The organism is Streptomyces sp. NPDC107498 (assembly GCF_055582805.1).
Map to the genome: position 1 here is coordinate 1 of NZ_JBVJPE010000008.1, position 16,918 is coordinate 16,918.

At 72.1% G+C, this 16,918-nt stretch carries 16 protein-coding genes and 1 rRNA gene; 14 read left to right on the top strand and 3 right to left on the bottom strand.

What is annotated here, in order from left to right; translation table 11 throughout:
• Positions 1-132 precede the first annotated feature (132 nt).
• The 9 genes from rrf (at position 133) to ACZ66Z_RS15945 (ending at position 7,192) form a co-directional block, all read left to right on the top strand.
• A 5S ribosomal RNA gene (gene rrf / locus ACZ66Z_RS15905) occupies positions 133-249 on the top strand.
• Between the two features lie 67 nt (positions 250-316).
• Positions 317-964: an HAD family hydrolase gene (locus ACZ66Z_RS15910; protein WP_469934563.1), complete on the top strand. Its 648-nt coding sequence runs from the start codon at positions 317-319 to the stop codon at positions 962-964.
• A 43-nt stretch (positions 965-1,007) separates the two neighbouring features.
• Positions 1,008-2,207, top strand: coding sequence for an MFS transporter (locus tag ACZ66Z_RS15915; protein WP_469934564.1), 1,200 nt, complete (start codon positions 1,008-1,010; stop codon positions 2,205-2,207).
• On the top strand, positions 2,176-3,351 hold the full coding sequence (locus ACZ66Z_RS15920; protein WP_469934565.1) for an acetoin utilization protein AcuC: 1,176 nt from the start codon (positions 2,176-2,178) through the stop codon (positions 3,349-3,351). The genes ACZ66Z_RS15915 and ACZ66Z_RS15920 overlap by 32 nt, the downstream gene beginning before the upstream one ends.
• Before the next feature lie 95 nt (positions 3,352-3,446).
• Complete coding sequence (locus ACZ66Z_RS15925) at positions 3,447-4,262, top strand: phosphatase (protein ID WP_469934566.1); 816 nt, start codon at positions 3,447-3,449, stop codon at positions 4,260-4,262.
• Between the two features lie 127 nt (positions 4,263-4,389).
• Positions 4,390-4,599 (top strand): helix-turn-helix domain-containing protein, encoded by a 210-nt coding sequence (locus ACZ66Z_RS15930; RefSeq protein WP_030223786.1) that lies wholly within the window; start codon positions 4,390-4,392, stop codon positions 4,597-4,599.
• Between the two features lie 162 nt (positions 4,600-4,761).
• The gene (locus tag ACZ66Z_RS15935; RefSeq protein ID WP_003948845.1) at positions 4,762-4,860 is read left to right on the top strand and encodes a 30S ribosomal protein bS22; all 99 of its coding nucleotides are present in this window, start codon (positions 4,762-4,764) and stop codon (positions 4,858-4,860) included.
• 184 nt (positions 4,861-5,044) lie between these two features.
• Entirely contained in the window at positions 5,045-6,127 is a 1,083-nt protein-coding gene (locus ACZ66Z_RS15940) for an NAD-dependent epimerase/dehydratase family protein (RefSeq protein ID WP_469934567.1), read from the top strand.
• Between the two features lie 15 nt (positions 6,128-6,142).
• On the top strand, positions 6,143-7,192 hold the full coding sequence (locus tag ACZ66Z_RS15945; protein ID WP_469934568.1) for a lysophospholipid acyltransferase family protein: 1,050 nt from the start codon (positions 6,143-6,145) through the stop codon (positions 7,190-7,192).
• 63 nt (positions 7,193-7,255) lie between these two features.
• On the opposite strand, the gene ACZ66Z_RS15950 is transcribed toward ACZ66Z_RS15945, so the two are convergent.
• From ACZ66Z_RS15950 to ACZ66Z_RS15960, 3 genes are all read right to left on the bottom strand, one after another.
• On the bottom strand, positions 7,256-8,503 hold the full coding sequence (locus ACZ66Z_RS15950) for a DUF5667 domain-containing protein (RefSeq protein WP_469934569.1): 1,248 nt from the start codon (positions 8,501-8,503) through the stop codon (positions 7,256-7,258).
• A gap of 307 nt (positions 8,504-8,810) precedes the next feature.
• Positions 8,811-9,596, bottom strand: coding sequence for an ECF subfamily RNA polymerase sigma factor, BldN family (locus tag ACZ66Z_RS15955; protein WP_093875499.1), 786 nt, complete (start codon positions 9,594-9,596; stop codon positions 8,811-8,813).
• A 438-nt stretch (positions 9,597-10,034) separates the two neighbouring features.
• Positions 10,035-10,982 carry an HAD family hydrolase gene (locus ACZ66Z_RS15960; protein WP_469934570.1) on the bottom strand — a complete coding sequence of 316 codons (948 nt, stop codon included), beginning with the start codon at positions 10,980-10,982 and terminating at the stop codon, positions 10,035-10,037.
• A 105-nt stretch (positions 10,983-11,087) separates the two neighbouring features.
• Here ACZ66Z_RS15960 and ACZ66Z_RS15965 point away from each other — a divergent pair, with 105 nt between their 5' ends.
• The 5 genes from ACZ66Z_RS15965 (at position 11,088) to ACZ66Z_RS15985 (ending at position 16,465) form a co-directional block, all read left to right on the top strand.
• Positions 11,088-11,384: a glutaredoxin family protein gene (locus ACZ66Z_RS15965; RefSeq protein WP_469934571.1), complete on the top strand. Its 297-nt coding sequence runs from the start codon at positions 11,088-11,090 to the stop codon at positions 11,382-11,384.
• A 272-nt stretch (positions 11,385-11,656) separates the two neighbouring features.
• Positions 11,657-12,463, top strand: a complete 807-nt coding sequence (locus ACZ66Z_RS15970) for a redox-sensing transcriptional repressor Rex (protein WP_469934572.1) — start codon at positions 11,657-11,659, stop codon at positions 12,461-12,463.
• Positions 12,460-13,815 (top strand): glutamyl-tRNA reductase, encoded by a 1,356-nt coding sequence (locus ACZ66Z_RS15975; RefSeq protein WP_469934573.1) that lies wholly within the window; start codon positions 12,460-12,462, stop codon positions 13,813-13,815. The genes ACZ66Z_RS15970 and ACZ66Z_RS15975 overlap by 4 nt, the downstream gene beginning before the upstream one ends.
• The gene (hemC, locus tag ACZ66Z_RS15980) at positions 13,812-14,798 is read left to right on the top strand and encodes a hydroxymethylbilane synthase (protein WP_469934574.1); all 987 of its coding nucleotides are present in this window, start codon (positions 13,812-13,814) and stop codon (positions 14,796-14,798) included. The genes ACZ66Z_RS15975 and hemC overlap by 4 nt, the downstream gene beginning before the upstream one ends.
• A complete protein-coding gene (locus ACZ66Z_RS15985) occupies positions 14,795-16,465 on the top strand; it encodes a bifunctional uroporphyrinogen-III C-methyltransferase/uroporphyrinogen-III synthase (RefSeq protein ID WP_469934575.1) in 1,671 nt (556 codons plus the stop codon). Before hemC ends, ACZ66Z_RS15985 begins: the two co-directional genes overlap by 4 nt.
• Positions 16,466-16,918 lie beyond the last annotated feature (453 nt).

Here is a 16,918-nt window from a genome sequence, read left to right on the forward strand (position 1 = left end):
ATGTGGAAGCCTCGTAAGGGGTGGAGCTGACCGGTACTAATAGGCCGAGGGCTTGTCCTCAGTTGCTCGCGTCCACTGTGTTAGTTCTGAAGCAATGAACTCCCGTGCCGGTTGAGTTCAACTTCATAGAGTTTCGGTGGTCATAGCGTTAGGGAAACGCCCGGTTACATTCCGAACCCGGAAGCTAAGCCTTTCAGCGCCGATGGTACTGCAGGGGGGACCCTGTGGGAGAGTAGGACACCGCCGAACAATTTTTAGCCTCAACCCCCGGACTCCGTCCGGGGGTTGAGGCATTTTTGCGTTCTAGGCTGTGGCCATGGGATACGACCTGGTCATCTTCGACAACGACGGCGTGCTGGTGGACAGCGAGCCGATCTCCAACACCCTGCTGGCCGGCTATCTGACGGAGCTCGGGCACCCCACCACGTACGAGGAGTCCGTACGGGACTACATGGGGTCGGCCATGCACCGCATCCATGAGCTCGTCCAGGAGCGGAGTGGGGAGAGGCTGCCCGAGGACTTCGACGAGACGTTCCACACGCGGGTCTTCGCCGCCTTCCAGGCCGAGTTGGAGGCCGTGGTCGGGGCCGCCGACGTGCTCAAGGGACTGGTCGACGCCGGCGTTCCGTACTGTGTGGCCTCCTCCGGGAGCCATGAGCGGATCCGGGTCGGTCACCGGAAGACCGGGCTCGACGTCTGGTTCCGGGACGAGATCGTGTTCAGCGCCGAGGACGTCGGCCGGGGGAAGCCCTGGCCCGACCTGTTCCTGCACGCCGCCGAGCGGATGGGGGTCGCTCCCGAGCGGTGTGTGGTGATCGAGGACAGCCGTCTCGGGGTGCAGGCGGCCCTGGCGGCCGGGATGGACGTGTACGGGTTCACCGCGATGACGCCGGAGGAGAAGCTCGCCGGGGCCAAGGGCTTCTTCGACAGGATGGACGAGCTTCCCGCGATTTTGGGGACGTGATCCATCTACCCATCGGTAGTCTCCGGCCGTACGCTGTGCCGCCATGACGGATGCGCGGTTGCGGCGTGGGCGGGGATCCCTGACGGTCAGTTTCTTCGTGCAGGGGGTCACCTTCGCCCTGCTCGTGACACGGATACCGGCGATCCAGGACCAGTACGGGATCTCGGACGGGTTGCTGCCGGCCTTCCTCGCCGCCGTGCCGATCCTCGCCGGGGTGGCGAGCGTGGTGACCGAGAAGGTCGTCGCCAGGGTGGGGCCCGCGATGGTCCTCCGGTGGGCGCAGCCCTTCGTGCTGTCGGCCCTCCTCGCGGTGGGGCTCGGTTCCGAGCTCTGGCACGCGGCGGTGGCGCTGGGGCTCTTCGGGATCGCGGTCGGCGCGCTCGACGCCTCCATGAACATGCTGGGGGTGAGCCTCCAGCGGGCGTACGGCCGGAGCATCATGCTCGGCTTCCACGCCTCGTACAGCCTCGGCGGGATCGCGGGGGCCTCGCTGGCCTGGGCGGGGGCGCACTGGCACCTGTCGTTGTTCGTGTCCTACCTGCCGGTGGTGGCCGTGCTGCTGCCCGTCGCGTTCGTCGGCAGCCGGTGGTACGTGGCCGGCGAGGGGGCCGTGCCGGTCGAGGCGGGGGAGGGCAGGGGGAGCGGTGTCGTCTTCAAGGTGCTGCTGCCGCTCTGTCTCGTGATGACCTTCGCGTACATCGGGGACTCGACGGTCTCCAACTGGAGTGCCAAGTACCTCCATGACGTGCTCGGCAGTTCCGAGGAGCTGGCGACCGTGCCGTACAACGCGTACATGGTGACGACGCTGCTCGGGCGGGTCGTCGGGGACTTCGGGGTGCGGCGGCTCGGGGCCGTCGCGGTCGTCCGGGCGGGGGCGGTGCTCGCGGGGCTCGGCTTCGCGCTGGTCGCGGTAGCTCCGGGCGCCTGGGTGGGGATCGCCGCGTTCACGCTGCTCGGGTTCGGGCTGAGCGTGGTCGTGCCGCAGACCTTCGCGGCGGCGGGACGGTTGTTCCCCGGGGCCAGTGACGCGGCGGTCGCGCGGCTCAACGTCTTCAACTACGTCGGGTTCCTCGTCGGGTCTCCCCTGGTGGGGGCGCTCGGGGACGCGTGGAGCTACCGGGGGGCCATGATGGTGCCGATGGTGCTGGTCCTGGTGACGGTGGTGTACGCCACGTCGTTCGGTTCGCGAGAGGCCCGATACGGTGGCGGGCATGAGCGGCCGCGCACTGTTGATGTGGGATGAAGCTGTCACGCAGTACGACTTCGGGTCCGAGCATCCGATGGATCCGGTACGGCTCGCGCTGACGATGTCGCTGGTGCGGGCCTACGGGCTCGACCGGTCGGTGGACGTGGTGGCGGCGAAGCCGGCCGGGGACTCGACGCTGCGGCTCGTGCACCGCGAGGACTACGTGGCGGCGGTGCGGGCGGCTTCGGCGGATCCGCGCCGGGCCGACCAGGCGTACGGGCTCGGCACGGTCGACGATCCGGCGTTCGCCGGGATGCACGAGGTGTCGGCGCTGATCGCCGGGCAGTCGGTGGGGGCGGCGGAGGCGATCTGGCGCGGAGAGGCCGCGCACGCGGTGAACTTCGCGGGCGGGCTGCACCACGCCATGCCGGGGTCCGCTTCGGGGTTCTGCATCTACAACGACGCCTCGCTGGCCATCGCGCGGTTGCTCGAACTGGGCGCCGAGCGGGTCGCGTACGTGGACGTGGACGTGCACCACGGGGACGGGGTGCAGGCGGCGTTCTGGGACGATCCGCGGGTCCTGACGGTCTCGTTGCACGAGCATCCGCGGACGCTGTTCCCGCAGACGGGCTGGCCGGAGGAGACGGGCGCGGCGGGGGCCGGTGAGGGCGGGGCCGTGAACGTGGCGCTGCCGGCCGGGACGGGGGACGCGGGGTGGCTGCGGGCCTTCCACGCGGTCGTGCCGGAGCTGCTCGCGGACTTCCGGCCGCAGGTGCTCGTGACGCAGCACGGGGCGGACACGCACTTCGAGGACCCGCTGGCGCACCTGGCGGTGTCGCTGGACGCGCAGCGGGCGGTGCAGGAGGCCTGTCACGAGCTCGCGCACGCGCACGCGGAGGGGCGCTGGCTGGCCCTGGGCGGCGGCGGGTACGCGGTGGTGGACGTCGTACCGCGGTCGTGGACGCATCTGGTGGGGATCGCGGCGCACGCCCCGGTGGATCCGGAGTCGTTGGTCCCGGCGTCCTGGCGGGACGAGGCGTACGCGCGGACCCGTCAGCCGGGGCCGCTGCGGATGACGGACGGGCGGTGGCCGGTGGGCTTCCGGGACTGGGCCGAGGGGTACGACCCGGCGGACCGGCTCGACCAGGCGGTGCTGGCGACCCGGAAGGCGGCCTTCCCGCTGCGGGGGCTGCTCGCCTAGGCACCCCTAGAACGTTCTCCTGGGTGTTACGCCGACGGTGGGGTGTCCGGGAGGTTCGGATCCCCGGGCGGTGGCGTTCCGGCAGCATCGGACGGGTGTGGAGTACCGGGGCGCTGCGGGCGCATCTGTTGGCGTCGGGGTTGGCCGGCACGGTGGCGACCTCGCGGGAGGAGAACCTGCGGAGCTATCGGCTCTTCGCCGCGCGCGATCCGCGGGTGCTGCTCGGGCTCGATCCCGACTGGGGGTGGGACGAGGCCGGTCTGCTGCGGCTGATGGCCGACAAGTGCGGGGTGTCGGGGGATCCGCGGCACCGGGAGGGGCCGGACGTCATCGATCCGGAGCGTACGGTGCGGGGGCTCGACGCCTTCGCCGCGCGCTTGGGGGCGGCGGCCGCGCGGCGGGTTCCGGTGCTCCTCGGGACGGGTCATCCGCACCGTCTGCTCGGTTTCTACGTCGCCCTCGCAGACGCTTTGTCGGCGGCGGGATGTCTTGTCCTCACACCGGCGCAGGGGAGATGTGTCGACATAACGACCCGGTTCGGCGTACGTACGTACCTCCTCGACTACGTACGCGGGGTCGCGCTGGTACGGGAACCCGGGCCGCCCGTGGACGGGCGCGTGCCGGGGGCGCACTCCCACTCGCCGCTGCCGGTCAGGGCCGCCCTGGAGAGCGCGGCCGAGAGCGGCGGGCCGCTGCCGGAGCTCGTGGTGGGGGACCACGGATGGGTCTGCGGGGCAGGTCAGCTGGGTATCGAGGCCATCGGTCTCGCCGATACGGATGATCCGGCGCTGTTCGTCGGGGAGGCCGAGGGGCAGGTGTCGGTGGCCGTTCCGCTCGATGACGGCGTGCGCTCCGCCTCGTACCTCCCGCTGACGCGCTATGTACTCAATCGAGCGCGTCTGTCACGGTAAACGGCCGATGGCAGCTCCTCTTCCCCACTCGTACCACCCGCCCCTAGTCTGGAGAGTGAGCGCTCGGCGACGAAGAGTCACCGGAGGGGAAGCCGGTGGGCGTCGCGGCGGAAGGTACAGGTGGGTCATGGCTGCTGGCGATCGACCTCTCAACGAGGTCAAGTTTCTGACCGTGGCGGAAGTCGCTTCGGTGATGCGTGTGTCGAAGATGACCGTGTACCGCTTGGTGCACAGCGGTCATCTGCCGGCGATCCGGGTGGGCAGGTCCTTCCGGGTGCCGGAACAGGCCGTTCACGAGTACCTGCGGGAGTCCTTCGTGGGGGTGGGGACCGCGTAGCGAGCGCGCGGGCGTAACGCCGGGAAAGCTCTGTACGGCCCTCGGATTACGAGCGCGGTCCTCGGGACGGTAGGCTAGGCCGACGTAGGTCGTGTGGGCCCAGACGCCCCGCACCGATCCCCGCCGAGGCGGGGATGTTCCGAGAAGTGAGCGAGGGTAGTCGTGGGCTCTGTTATCAAGAAGCGGCGCAAGCGGATGGCGAAGAAGAAGCACCGCAAGCTGCTCAAGCGCACGCGCGTTCAGCGTCGCAACAAGAAGTAAGCGACGGCTGCTTCGCAGCGTTCGTGCGTCAGGCGTGGGCCCCCACCGTTCGCGGTGGGGGGCCACGCCTCTGTGCAGGCCCGTGTCTCCGCGTGGGCCATGCTTTTGTCCCGCGGAAATGTGGAGGCGCTACGGTGTCGACCAACGGAAGCGACCGACGGAAGACCGACGGAAGGCGCTGATCTTGGGCAAGGTCGTGCTCGTCACCGGTGCCGCCCGGCATCTGGGCGGCCGCTTCGTGCGGCGGATCCAGCGGGACCCGGAAGTGGAGCGGGTGATCGCCGTGGACGCGGTCGACCCCGCGCACCAGCTCGGCGCCGCCGAGTTCGTGCGGGCGGACATCCGCCGTCCCGAAATCGCCAAGGTCCTCGCCGAGCACGACGTCGACACGGTGGTCCACCTCGACGTCACCGGCACGGCGCTCGGCGGCGGCGGCCGGACGTCGGTCAAGGAGACCAACGTCATCGGCACGATGCAGCTGCTCGGCGCCTGCCAGAAGTCGCCCCTGATCCGGCGGCTCGTGATCAAGTCCAGTACGAGCGTCTACGGCTCCGCGCCCCGGGACCCGGCCGTCTTCACCGAGACGACGTCCGCGAAGTCCCTGCCGAGCGGCGGCTTCGCGAAGGACGCCGTCGAGGTCGAGGGGTACGTCCGGGGCTTCGCCCGGCGCCGGCCGGACGTGGCGGTGTGCGTGCTGCGGTTCGCGAACATCCTCGGGCCCCGGATCGACTCCCCGCTCACCGAGTACCTGGCGCTGCCGGTGCTGCCCACCGTCCTCGGCTACGACCCGCGGCTGCAGTTCGTCCACGAGGACGACGTGATCGACGTCCTGCGCCTGGGGGCGCACGAGCCCCGCAGGGCGACCCAGAACAGCGGCACGTTCAACGTGGCCGGGGACGGGGTGCTGCTGCTCTCCCAGTGCGCGCGGCGGCTCGGGCGGCCGACGGTGCCGGTGCTGCTGCCCGCGGTCACCTGGGTGGGCACCGCGCTGCGCACGGTCGGGATCACCGACTTCGCACCCGAGCAGATCCGGCTGCTCACGCACGGCCGGGTCGTCTCGACGGTCCAGACGCGCGAGGTCCTCGGCTTCTCGCCGCGCTACTCGACGGCGGAGGCGCTCGCGGACTTCGCGCGCGGCCGGGGGCCGGGGCTGCTGCCGCCCGAGCTGCTCGCCGGCGCGGTGGACCGGCTCGCCGGGCGGCTGGCTCCGTCGGCCGCTCTTCCCACCGAAGCCGCCACGGCTTCCCCCCTTCACCCCGGCGCCTGAGGAGGCCCGACTGCGATGGCGGACGCCAAGGTCATTCCGTTCGACGACGACCGCTCACGGGCACGCCGGCGGCCGCCCAGGGCCGAGGGCGAGGCCGCGGCCGTGCGGGCCCTGCCCGGGCCGCAGCAGGCCCCGGGGGAGCCGCAGAGGGAGCCCGGGCGGGTCTCCGGGTCTCCTGGGCCGGAGGCGGCGGAGCCGGGGCCGGAGCGGGCCGCGGCCGGCGGGAGCGGCTGGGAGCGGCGGCTCGCGAGCGGGCTCGCGTTCCTGCGGCGGCGGGTCACCGGCGAGTACGAGGTCGACGAGTTCGGCTACGACGAGGAGCTCACCGACCAGGTCCTGATGTCGCTGCTGCGCCCGCTGTACGAGAAGTACTTCCGGGTCGAGGTGAAGGGCGTCGAGAACATCCCGGCCGAGGGCGGGGCGCTGATCGTCGCCAACCACTCCGGGACGCTGCCGCTGGACGGGCTGATGATGCAGGTCGCCGTCCACGACCACCATCCGGCCGGGCGGCACCTGCGGCTGCTCGCGGCGGACCTGGTCTTCGTCCTGCCCGTCGTCAACGAGCTGGCCCGCAAGGCGGGGCACACGCTGGCCTGTGCGGAGGACGCGGAGCGGCTGCTGCGCGCCGGCGAGATCGTCGGGGTGATGCCGGAGGGCTTCAAGGGGATCGGGAAGCCCTTCGGGGAGCGGTACAAGCTCCAGCGGTTCGGGCGGGGCGGCTTCGTCTCGACGGCGCTGCGGGCCGGGGTGCCGATCGTGCCCTGCTCGATCGTGGGGGCGGAGGAGATATACCCGATGCTCGGGAACGCCAAGACCCTGGCGCGGGTGCTCGGCTTCCCGTACTTTCCGCTCACCCCGACCTTCCCCTGGCTGGGGCCGCTCGGAGCGCTGCCGCTGCCGACGAAGTGGACGATCCAGTTCGGTGAGCCGATCGAGACGGACTCGTACGCGCCGGAGGCGGCGGAGGACCCGATGCTGATGTTCAACCTGACGGATCAGGTGCGGGAGCAGATCCAGCACACGCTCTACAAGCTGCTGGTGCAGCGGCGGTCGGTGTTCTTCTGACGGAGGGTTCTCCGCAGGCAGGAAGGAGGGGCGCCCCCGCTCGGGGGGCGCCCCTCCTTCCTGCTAGCGAGCGTCCTCGCTGTCGATGCCGAGGCCCGGAAGCAGGCCCGGCAGGATGGGCGGGATGGTCACGTCCGGCACGTCCGGCACCGGCCGGTCGTCCTGGGGGGCCGTCGGCGTGTCCGTCGGGGAGGGCTTGAGCAGTCCGCCGGTGCTGCCGCCGAGGAGGCCGTCGTCCTCGGTCGAGCCGGTGCTGCTGCCCGTGCTCGGGGTGGCTTCCGCGCTGGACCCGGACGGGTGGGGCGAGGCGGAGTGGCTGCCCGGGGGGGACGCCTCCTGGTCGGCCGGCGGCCGGTGGCTGCCCGTGCCCTGGGTGCCCTTCGGAGCGGAGGGGCTGCTGCGCGGTCCTTCGGAGCCGATCGCGCCCTTCTCGGGGGTGCGGGGCAGCACCGACTGGAGCGGCTCGACGTCCTCGTCTATGGCGTCGAAGACGTCCGTCACCTCGGTGCCGACGTCCGCCAGCTGGACGGGGAGCCGGTCGCGGAGGCCGTTCCAGGTGCTCCGGTGGGCCTGGGCGAAGGAGTTGAGCCGGGCCATCGGGCCGATCTCGCCGTCCCGCTCGTACGCCTCGCGGAGCAACCGGTGGCCCTCGGCGGCGTCGTGCTTCATGCCGCCCAGGACGCGGCGGATCTCGGCGAGGGACTCGTGGTCGAGGTCCCCGGCGCGGCCGCGCTCCATGAGCCGACGGGCCTCGCTGAGGCGGGTGGAGGCCTGGTCGAGGTAGATGCCGCCGCGGTCCGCGCCGTCGTCCGCCATGCCCAGTTTGATGTCCTCCATGCCCCGTTTGAGCCCGTAGAGCGAGTCACCGGGGAGGGCGTCGGAGCTGGCGGCGGCCACGCCGCCGAAGGCGCCCGCCGCCACGCCGACCGTGAGGCCGCCGGCGGCGAGGCCCTTGGTCCAGCGGGACCGGGGGCGCAGTTTCCTCAGGGGGGACGCCCGATGGGATCCCTTGCCGGTGGACGTCCGCTGCTCCGGCACCGTAGGGCCCGCGGCGGCGCTCCCCTCCAGGAGCATCGCTTCCATGGCGGCGACGAGCTGGGCTCGCTGCACCACCTTGACCTCGGGGTCGAGCTGTGGCTTGGGCAGCTCGCCGAGGCCGTTCGCCAAGGCCAACAGCCTTCCGCGCTCGGCGGGTTCGGCCGGCTCCGCCGGGGCCTCGGGCTGCTCGGCCGCCGCGTCCTCGGACGCCCGGTCCTCCAGGGCCTGGGCGAAGGCGTTCGCCCGCCTGTGCGCCGATACGTTCGCGATCACTGGCGGCACCTCCTCTCGTCATGACGGTCGACTCCCCGGGGTGTCCGGAAGGTTGCACGCCTTGAGCACGTCCACACGAAAGAGTGAGTGGCCGTGGACATGGCGTGACCACAGGGAGCCTGCATCCCGCACAACGAGCGGCGCGGCACTTGGGTTACGCGCGAAAGATGATCGGACCAGTGCGTCATCGAGGCGTCACCGACTGTCAGTTGGACGGGGATCGTGGGGATGGGGGTGGGGGACGTGCGGGGGACGGGCACGGGGGCGCGTACCGGGACGGGGGGTGCGTGTGGGGGGCGCGGAGCGGTCAGCGGGCGTCGTCCGGGAGGAGGCGGGCCAGGGTGCGGACGGCCCGGTACTGGAGGGTCTTGATCGCACCCTCGTTCTTGCCCATGACCCGGGCGGTCTCGGCGACCGAGAGGCCCTGCAGGAAGCGGAGCGTCACGCACTCCTGCTGCTGGGGGTTGAGGCGGCGGACCGCGTCGAGCAGGGCGGCGTTCGACAGGGACTCCAGGACGGAGTCCTCGGGGCTGCGCTCGACCTCGTTGGCGTCGAGCATCTCGCCGGTGGTGACTTCCAGGCGGAAGCGGCTGGACTTGAAGTGGTCGGCGACCAGGTTCCGGGCGATGGTGACGAGCCACGCGCCGAAGTCGCGGCCCTGCCAGGTGAAGGTGGAGATCCGGCGCAGGGCGCGCAGGAAGGTCTCGCTGGTGAGGTCCTCCGCCGTCGCCTTCCCGCCGACGCGGTAGTAGATGTAGCGGTAGACCGTGTCGCTGTACTGGTCGTACAGGCGGCCGAAGGCCTCGGCCTCGCCGGCCTGGGCGCGCTCGACCAGGTCCATCATGCGGGCGCTGTCGCTGTCCGCGGTGGGGCGCCGGGCGGGGGTCGAGGTTCCGGAACGGGTGCCCCGTCTGCCCACGGCGGCGCCGCCGTCGGCCAGGGCGTAGCAAGGGCCGGCGGGTGCCGGTGCGGCGAAGGCGAAGGCGGGGACGGGGCCGGCGTACGCGGTGGGGACGAAGCCGCGCAAGTGGTCGAGGACCGTTGCGCGCAGCGTAGCCAGGCCCGAGGTGTCAACCCCGACGTGTGGGTACACGGGACTCCCAGAGGCAGAGCTTCCATCACGTGCAGTGCGGGACCGTTCACTCGTCGTGGCGACGCGAGGGGTCCTTTGTGCGTCTGAGGAGAATAACGCTTCGTACAGGCAGCGCTACACCCAGTTGCTCAAATCACCGGTTCCGTCGTATCTGTTACTGCTTGTAGTCGCATCAAGTAGCAGTTCGTGACCGTTTGTTGATCGGTTTGCTTTCGAGTGTGACTGCGCGGGCGATGCGTTGTGCTCAAGTCCGGGACGCGTGAGTGAGCGGGGCCGCTGCGGGGTAAGGAAGCGGGAATGCCCGGGCGTCGACCTGTGCGGTGCTGTTCGACCACGGACGGGTGAGCGCGCCTGGTCCGGGGTTGTCGCAGATGATCGCAGCCGAAACGTATCGGCAGACCGGCCGACGAGCCGGGAGCCCGGCCTCGCGGGGAGCGGTCAGTGACGGCGGCGGTGCAGGGCGACCGCCGCGGCGGTGCCGCCGGCCAGCGCGCCCAGGCCCGCGGCGGCGGGGATGCCGACCTTCGCGGCCTTCCGGCCGGTCCGGTAGTCGCGCAGCCGCCAGTCCCGGTCCTTCGCGTGCTTGCGGAGCTTGGCGTCCGGGTTGATCGCGTACGGATGCCCCACCAGCGACAGCATCGGGATGTCGTTGTGCGAGTCGCTGTACGCGGCGCAGCGGCCCAGGTCGAGGCCCTCGGCGGCGGCGAGGGCCCGCACCGCCTCGGCCTTGGCCGGACCGTGCAGGGGCTCGCCGACCAGCTTGCCCGTGTAGACCCCGTCGATCGACTCGGCGACCGTCCCCAGCGCTCCGGTCAGGCCGAGCCGACGGGCGATGATCGTGGCCGTCTCGACCGGCGCGGCCGTCACCAGCCAGACCTTCTGGCCCGCGTCCAGGTGGGCCTGGGCGAGGGAGCGGGTGCCGGGCCAGATGCGGTCGGCCATGTACTCGTCGTAGATCTCCTCGCCGATCGACATCAGCTCGGACACCCGGTGGCCCTTGACGATGGACAGGGCGCTGTCGCGGGCGTCCTGCATGTGCTCGGGGTCCTCGACGCCGGCGAGCCGGAACCAGGCCTGCTGCCAGGCGAAGCGCGCGAGTTCGCGGCGCTGGAAGAACTTCCGCTTGTACAGGCCGCGGCCGAAGTGGAAGATCGCGGCGCCCTGCATCACGGTGTTGTCGAGGTCGAAGAAGGCCGCCGCGTGCACGTCGCCGACGACCGGGAACTCGGGCTCGGCGGCCTCGGGTCCGGTGGCGGCGGCCTCCTCGCGCTCCTGTTCCAGCTGGAGCGAGGACTTGCGCGCCGCCTCGGCGGCGGCCTCGCCTGCCAGGACGCTGCGCGCGGTGGCGGAGCGCCTACGGGGGGTGAGCCATCCCAGAGCGGCCATGCCGTTGAGCATAGCCAGTCTGTTCGGTACTTCCCGACTTGTGGGGATGCCGGGGCGTGAACAGTCGGCGTCGGCCGTGTCGCCGGGGACGCAGGGCCCCGCAGAATGGACGTCATGTTCGGACGTGCGAAGAAGAAGGACGGCGGGGCGGGGAAGGACGCCGCCTCGCGCGTGGTGACCCTGATCGGCAAGCCGGGGTGTCATCTCTGCGACGACGCCCGCGCGGTGGTCGAGGCCGTCTGCGCGGAGACCGGGGCCTCCTGGGAGGAGAGGGACATCACCCGGGACGAGGAGCTCCACCGGGCGTACTGGGAGCAGATCCCCGTCGTCCTGATCGACGGCGAGCAGCACACCTTCTGGCGCGTGGACGCCGGACGGCTCCGGCGCGAACTGGGTGCGTGACCGGAAGGCGGTTACCATCGGGGACGTTTTGTTGGGTTCCGGGGGCGGCTTCGTGAGGAGAGTGTGCGGCTTTGCCCCCTTCGGGATCTCAACGCTCCGACGCGCTCCGCGGTTCCACGACGAGGAGAACCGGCCGCGTGACCCCGGTCACTTTGGGTGGACAAAACGGACACCATCTTTGTGCACGCGTTCACAAAGACATAGCCTGCATTCGACGGGGCGGTCTTGGGACATATGGCCGCCTGCAGCCCCGCTCATCCCGCAGGAGCACCGTGGCAACTGGCCGAACTCACCGACCGGCGACCCGTAGCCGAGGAATTCCCGAGGCCACCGTCGCCCGGCTTCCGCTGTATCTGCGCGCACTGACCGCGCTCTCGGAGCGCTCCGTACCCACGGTCTCCTCCGAGGAGCTCGCGGCCGCGGCGGGGGTCAACTCCGCGAAGCTGCGCAAGGACTTCAGCTACCTCGGCTCGTACGGCACCCGCGGTGTCGGCTACGACGTCGAGTACCTCGTCTACCAGATCTCCCGCGAGCTGGGCCTCACCCAGGACTGGCCCGTCGTCATCGTCGGCATCGGAAACCTCGGCGCGGCCCTCGCCGGCTACGGCGGCTTCGCCTCCCGGGGCTTCCGCGTCGCCGCGCTCATCGACGCCGACCCCGCCATGACCGGCAGGCCGGTCGCCGGGATCCCCGTCCAGCACAGCGACGACCTCGAGAAGATCATCAACGAGGACGGCGTCTCCATCGGCGTCATCGCGACCCCCGCCGGCGTCGCCCAGCAGGTCTGCGACCGGCTCGTGGCCGCCGGAGTCACCTCCATCCTGAACTTCGCCCCGACCGTGCTCTCCGTGCCCGACGGCGTGGACGTGCGCAAGGTCGACCTCTCCATCGAGCTCCAGATCCTCGCCTTCCACGAGCAGCGCAAGGCCGGCGAGGAGACGAGCGCCGAGGAGGCCCCCGACACGGGCGCCGAACCCGAGGCCGCCGCGGCCGTCGTGCCGCCGGCCCCCCGCGGCGCCACGGCCGACACCGGCCGCAAGGGACCCGACGGGGACGTCCCCGCGGTGATGCCGGCATGAGCCTCCTCGTCGTCGGACTGAGCCACCGCAGCGCCCCGGTCTCCATCCTGGAGCGGGCCTCGCTGTCGGCGGACACCCAGGCCAAGCTCCTCCAGGACACCCTCGCCGCCGAACCGGCCGCCGAGGGCACCGTCCTGGCCACCTGCAACCGCATCGAGCTCTACGCCGACGTGGACAAGTTCCACGCCGGCGTCGCCGAGCTGTCCACGCTCCTCGCGCAGCACAGCGGCGTCGGCCTGGACGAGCTCACCCCCTATCTCTACGTGCACTACGAGGACCGGGCCGTCCACCACCTCTTCTCGGTGGCCTGCGGCCTCGACTCCATGGTCGTCGGCGAGGGCCAGATCCTCGGCCAGATCAAGGACGCCCTCGCCCTCGGCCAGGACCTCCACACCGCCGGCCGGCTCCTCAACGACCTGTTCCAGCAGGCCCTGAGGGTCGGCAAGCGCGCCCACAGCGAGACCGGGATCGACCGGGCCGGACAGTCGCTCGTCACCTTCGGCCTGGAGCAGCTCGCCCAGGACGCGGACGTCGAGACCTGGGCCAAGGGCAAGAAGGCCCTCGTCATCGGCGCCGGCTCGATGTCCTCGCTCGCCGCCGCCACGCTCGCGCGCTCCGGCGTCTCCGAGATCGTCATCGCCAACCGCACCCTGGCCCGCGCCGAACGCCTCGCGCAGATCCTGACCGAGCCCGGCAGCACGGGAGTCGCCGCACACGCGGTCGAGATGGTTGCCGTCGGCGACGAACTGACACGTGCCGACATCGTCGTCTCCTGCACCGGCGCCACCGGACTCGTCCTCACCGGCGAGGCCGTGGAGGACGCGGCACGGGACCGCACGGCCCCGCTGTTCCTGCTCGACCTCGCCATGCCCCGCGACATCGACGCCGCCGCCCACCGCGTCCCCGGCGTCCGCCTCGTCGACATCGAGTCGCTCGCCGAGGCCTCCGCCGACGCACCCATGGCAGCCGACGTCGACCAGGTGCGCGGCATCGTCTCCGACGAGGTCGCCGCCTTCGGCGCCGCCCAGCGCGCCGCCCACATCACCCCGACCGTGGTCGCCCTGCGCACCATGGCCGCCGACGTGGTGGCCAGCGAGGTCGCCCGTCTGGAAGGCCGCCTCCCCGGCCTCGACGACAAGCAGCGCGCCGAGATCACCCAGACCGTGCGCCGCGTCGTCGACAAGCTCCTGCACGCGCCGACCGTGCGGGTCAAGCAGCTGGCCAGCGAGCCCGGCGGCGCCGGGTACGCGGACGCGCTGCGGACACTCTTCGACCTCGACCCGGAGACGGTGGCTTCCGTCAGCCGGGCCGACCTGAATGACGCCGACGTCAAGAACCGAGGGCGAGTATGACCGAGAGGGCACTGAGGCTCGGGACCAGGCGCAGCAAGCTCGCCATGGCCCAGTCCGGGCACGTGGCCGACGCCGTCCGGCAGCTGACCGGCCGGCCCGTCGAGCTCGTGGAGATCACGACGTACGGGGACACCTCACGGGAGCACCTCGCGCAGATCGGCGGCACCGGCGTCTTCGTCGCCGCCCTGCGCGACGCACTGCTCGCCGACGAGGTGGACTTCGCCGTGCACTCCCTGAAGGACCTGCCGACCACCCGGCACCCCGACCTGGTGCTGGCCGCGATCCCCCGCCGCGAGGACCCGCGCGACGTACTGATCGCCCGCGCGGGCCTGACGCTGGACCGGCTGCCCGCGGGCGCCCGGGTCGGCACCGGCTCCCCGCGGCGGATGGCGCAGCTCCACGCCTACGCACGCAACCACGGCCTGGACATCACCTGCGTCCCCATCCGCGGCAACGTCGACACCCGCGTCGGCTACGTCCGCAAGGGCGAGCTGGACGCGGTCGTCCTGGCCGCGGCCGGACTCAACCGCATCGGCGGCACCGACGAACTCCTCGACGGGCTCTCCGCCGAGCCGCTGGCCGTCGACACCGTCCTGCCCGCCCCCGGCCAGGGGGCCCTGGCCGTCGAATGCCCGGCGTCGAACACCGAACTCGTCGCCGCGCTCGCGCCCCTCGACGACCCGCACACGCGGGCCGCCGTGACCGCCGAGCGATCCCTGCTCGCCGCCCTGGAGGCCGGCTGCTCCGCACCCGTGGGTGCGCTGGCCGACCTGCTGGCCGACGACCCCGGTCACGGGCAGGTTGTCACCGAGATGCGCCTGCGCGGCGTCGTCGGCACCACCGACGGCTCGACGCTGGTGCAGCTGTCCACCACCGGACCCGTACCCACCTCGCACGACGAGGCCCTGGCGCTCGGACGCGAACTCGCGGACGAGATGCTCGCCAAGGGTGCGGCCGGTCTTATGGGGGAGCGAGCACTTTGAACCCCACCAGCCCGACCACCAGCCCGCTGTCCCCGGCCCTCGCGGGCCACGGGCACGTCACGTTCCTCGGCGCAGGCCCCGGTGACCCCGGACTGCTGACCCTCAGGGCCGTCGAGGCCCTCGCGGGGGCGGACGTCCTGATCGCCGAGCCCGAAGTGCTCGAGGTCGTTCGCGGCCATGCGCGTGCGGGGGTGAGCACGCCTGAGCTGACGGTCGTTGACGAGGCGTCAACAACCGCCGGAGTCCCCGTGTTGAGGGACGCCGCCAATCTTGTCATGGAGGCCGCGCGGGGCGGCAGGCGGGTCGTCCGTGCGGTGACCGGCGACCCCGGCCTCGACGGGAACGCGGGCGCCGAGATGCTCGCCTGCGCCGCCGAGGGCATCCCCTTCGAGGTCGTGCCCGGCGTCGCCACGGCCGTCGGCGTACCCGCGTACGCCGGTGTGCCGCTGCGCGACGCACAGGGCACCGACGTGCGCTTCGTCGACGCCCGGACCGCCGACGAGCGGTGCTGGACCGAGGTCGGAGCCTCCGACGGGACCGTCGTCGTCTCCACGTCCTTGGACTCGGTCGCCGCCGCGGCCGGTGAACTGGTGGCGGCCGGCCGTAAGCCGGACACCCCGCTCACCGTCACCATCGCCGGTACGACGACGAGGCAGCGCACCTGGAACGCGACCCTCGGCACGATCGCCCAGGTCTTCAAGCAGGGCAAGGTCCTCCCCTCGCCCGAGGGACACCGGCCCGTCATAGCCGTGGTCGGCGAGCGCAGCGCCCCGGCGCAGCGGGACCGGCTGTCGTGGTTCGAGTCGAAGCCGCTCTTCGGGTGGCGGGTCCTCGTGCCGCGCACCAAGGAGCAGGCCGCGTCGCTCTCCGACCAGCTGCGCTCGTACGGCGCCGTGCCGCACGAGGTGCCGACCATCGCCGTCGAGCCGCCGCGCACCCCGCAGCAGATGGAGCGGGCGGTCAAGGGACTCGTCACCGGCCGGTACGAGTGGATCGCCTTCACCTCGGTGAACGCGGTCAAGGCCGTACGGGAGAAGTTCGAGGAGTACGGGCTCGACGCCCGCGCCTTCGCCGGGATCAAGGTCGCGGCGGTGGGCGAGCAGACCGCGGCGGCGCTGGTCGACTTCGGTGTGAAGCCGGACCTCGTGCCGTCGGGCGAGCAGTCCGCCGCGGGCCTGTTGGAGGACTGGCCTCCCTACGACCCCGTCTTCGACCCGATCGACCGCGTCTTCCTGCCGCGCGCCGACATCGCGACCGAGACGCTGGTCGCGGGCCTGATCGAGCTCGGGTGGGAGGTCGACGACGTCACCGCCTACCGGACCGTACGGGCCTCGCCGCCGCCGGCGGACACGCGGGAGGCGATCAAGGGCGGCGGCTTCGACGCCGTGCTCTTCACGTCCTCCTCGACCGTCCGGAACCTCGTCGGGATCGCCGGCAAGCCGCACAACGTGACGGTCATCGCCTGCATCGGGCCCGCCACCGCCAAGACGGCGGAGGAGCACGGCCTGCGGGTCGACGTCCTCTCGCCCGAGCCGTCCGTCCACAAGCTCGCCGAGGCCCTCGCGGACTTCGGCCTCCGGCGCCGGGAGTCCGCGCTGGCGGCGGGAGACCCGGTGACACGGCCGAGCGAGCGGCGGCCGGGGGCGCGGCGACGACGCACGACGTAGCGACGCGGGGCGCGGGGCGCGGGGCGCTTCCGTGCGGGGTGCGGGGTGCGGCTGGGCGGCGCCCGGCCCGCACCCCCGTGTGGGCGCGCGCCCGGCGGGGCGGTGCCGCCCCGCCCCCTGCCCGTGTGGGCAATCGTCCCGCTGGGGCGAAGGGGGTCCCCCCTGCTCGAGCGGAGCCGAGAGCTTGGGGGAGGGCGGGCACACGGGACGGCGCCCCTGGCGGCGCCTCCGCGTTCCGCGCCTGGGCCCGCACCCCGTGTGCGACGCACGTTCCGGTGCGGGTCAGGGCAACGGGAGCCTCGGGCGCCGGCAGGGGCACCGTTCCGTTGTGCCCACCCGTTCCGCCCCAGCGGAACGATTGCCCACAACGGGGGTGATCGAAGCCCGCGGCCGGTGGGGGGTGGGCTTATGCCCACAGTTCGTCGGTAAGGGCACCGCGCGCACGGGCGTAGC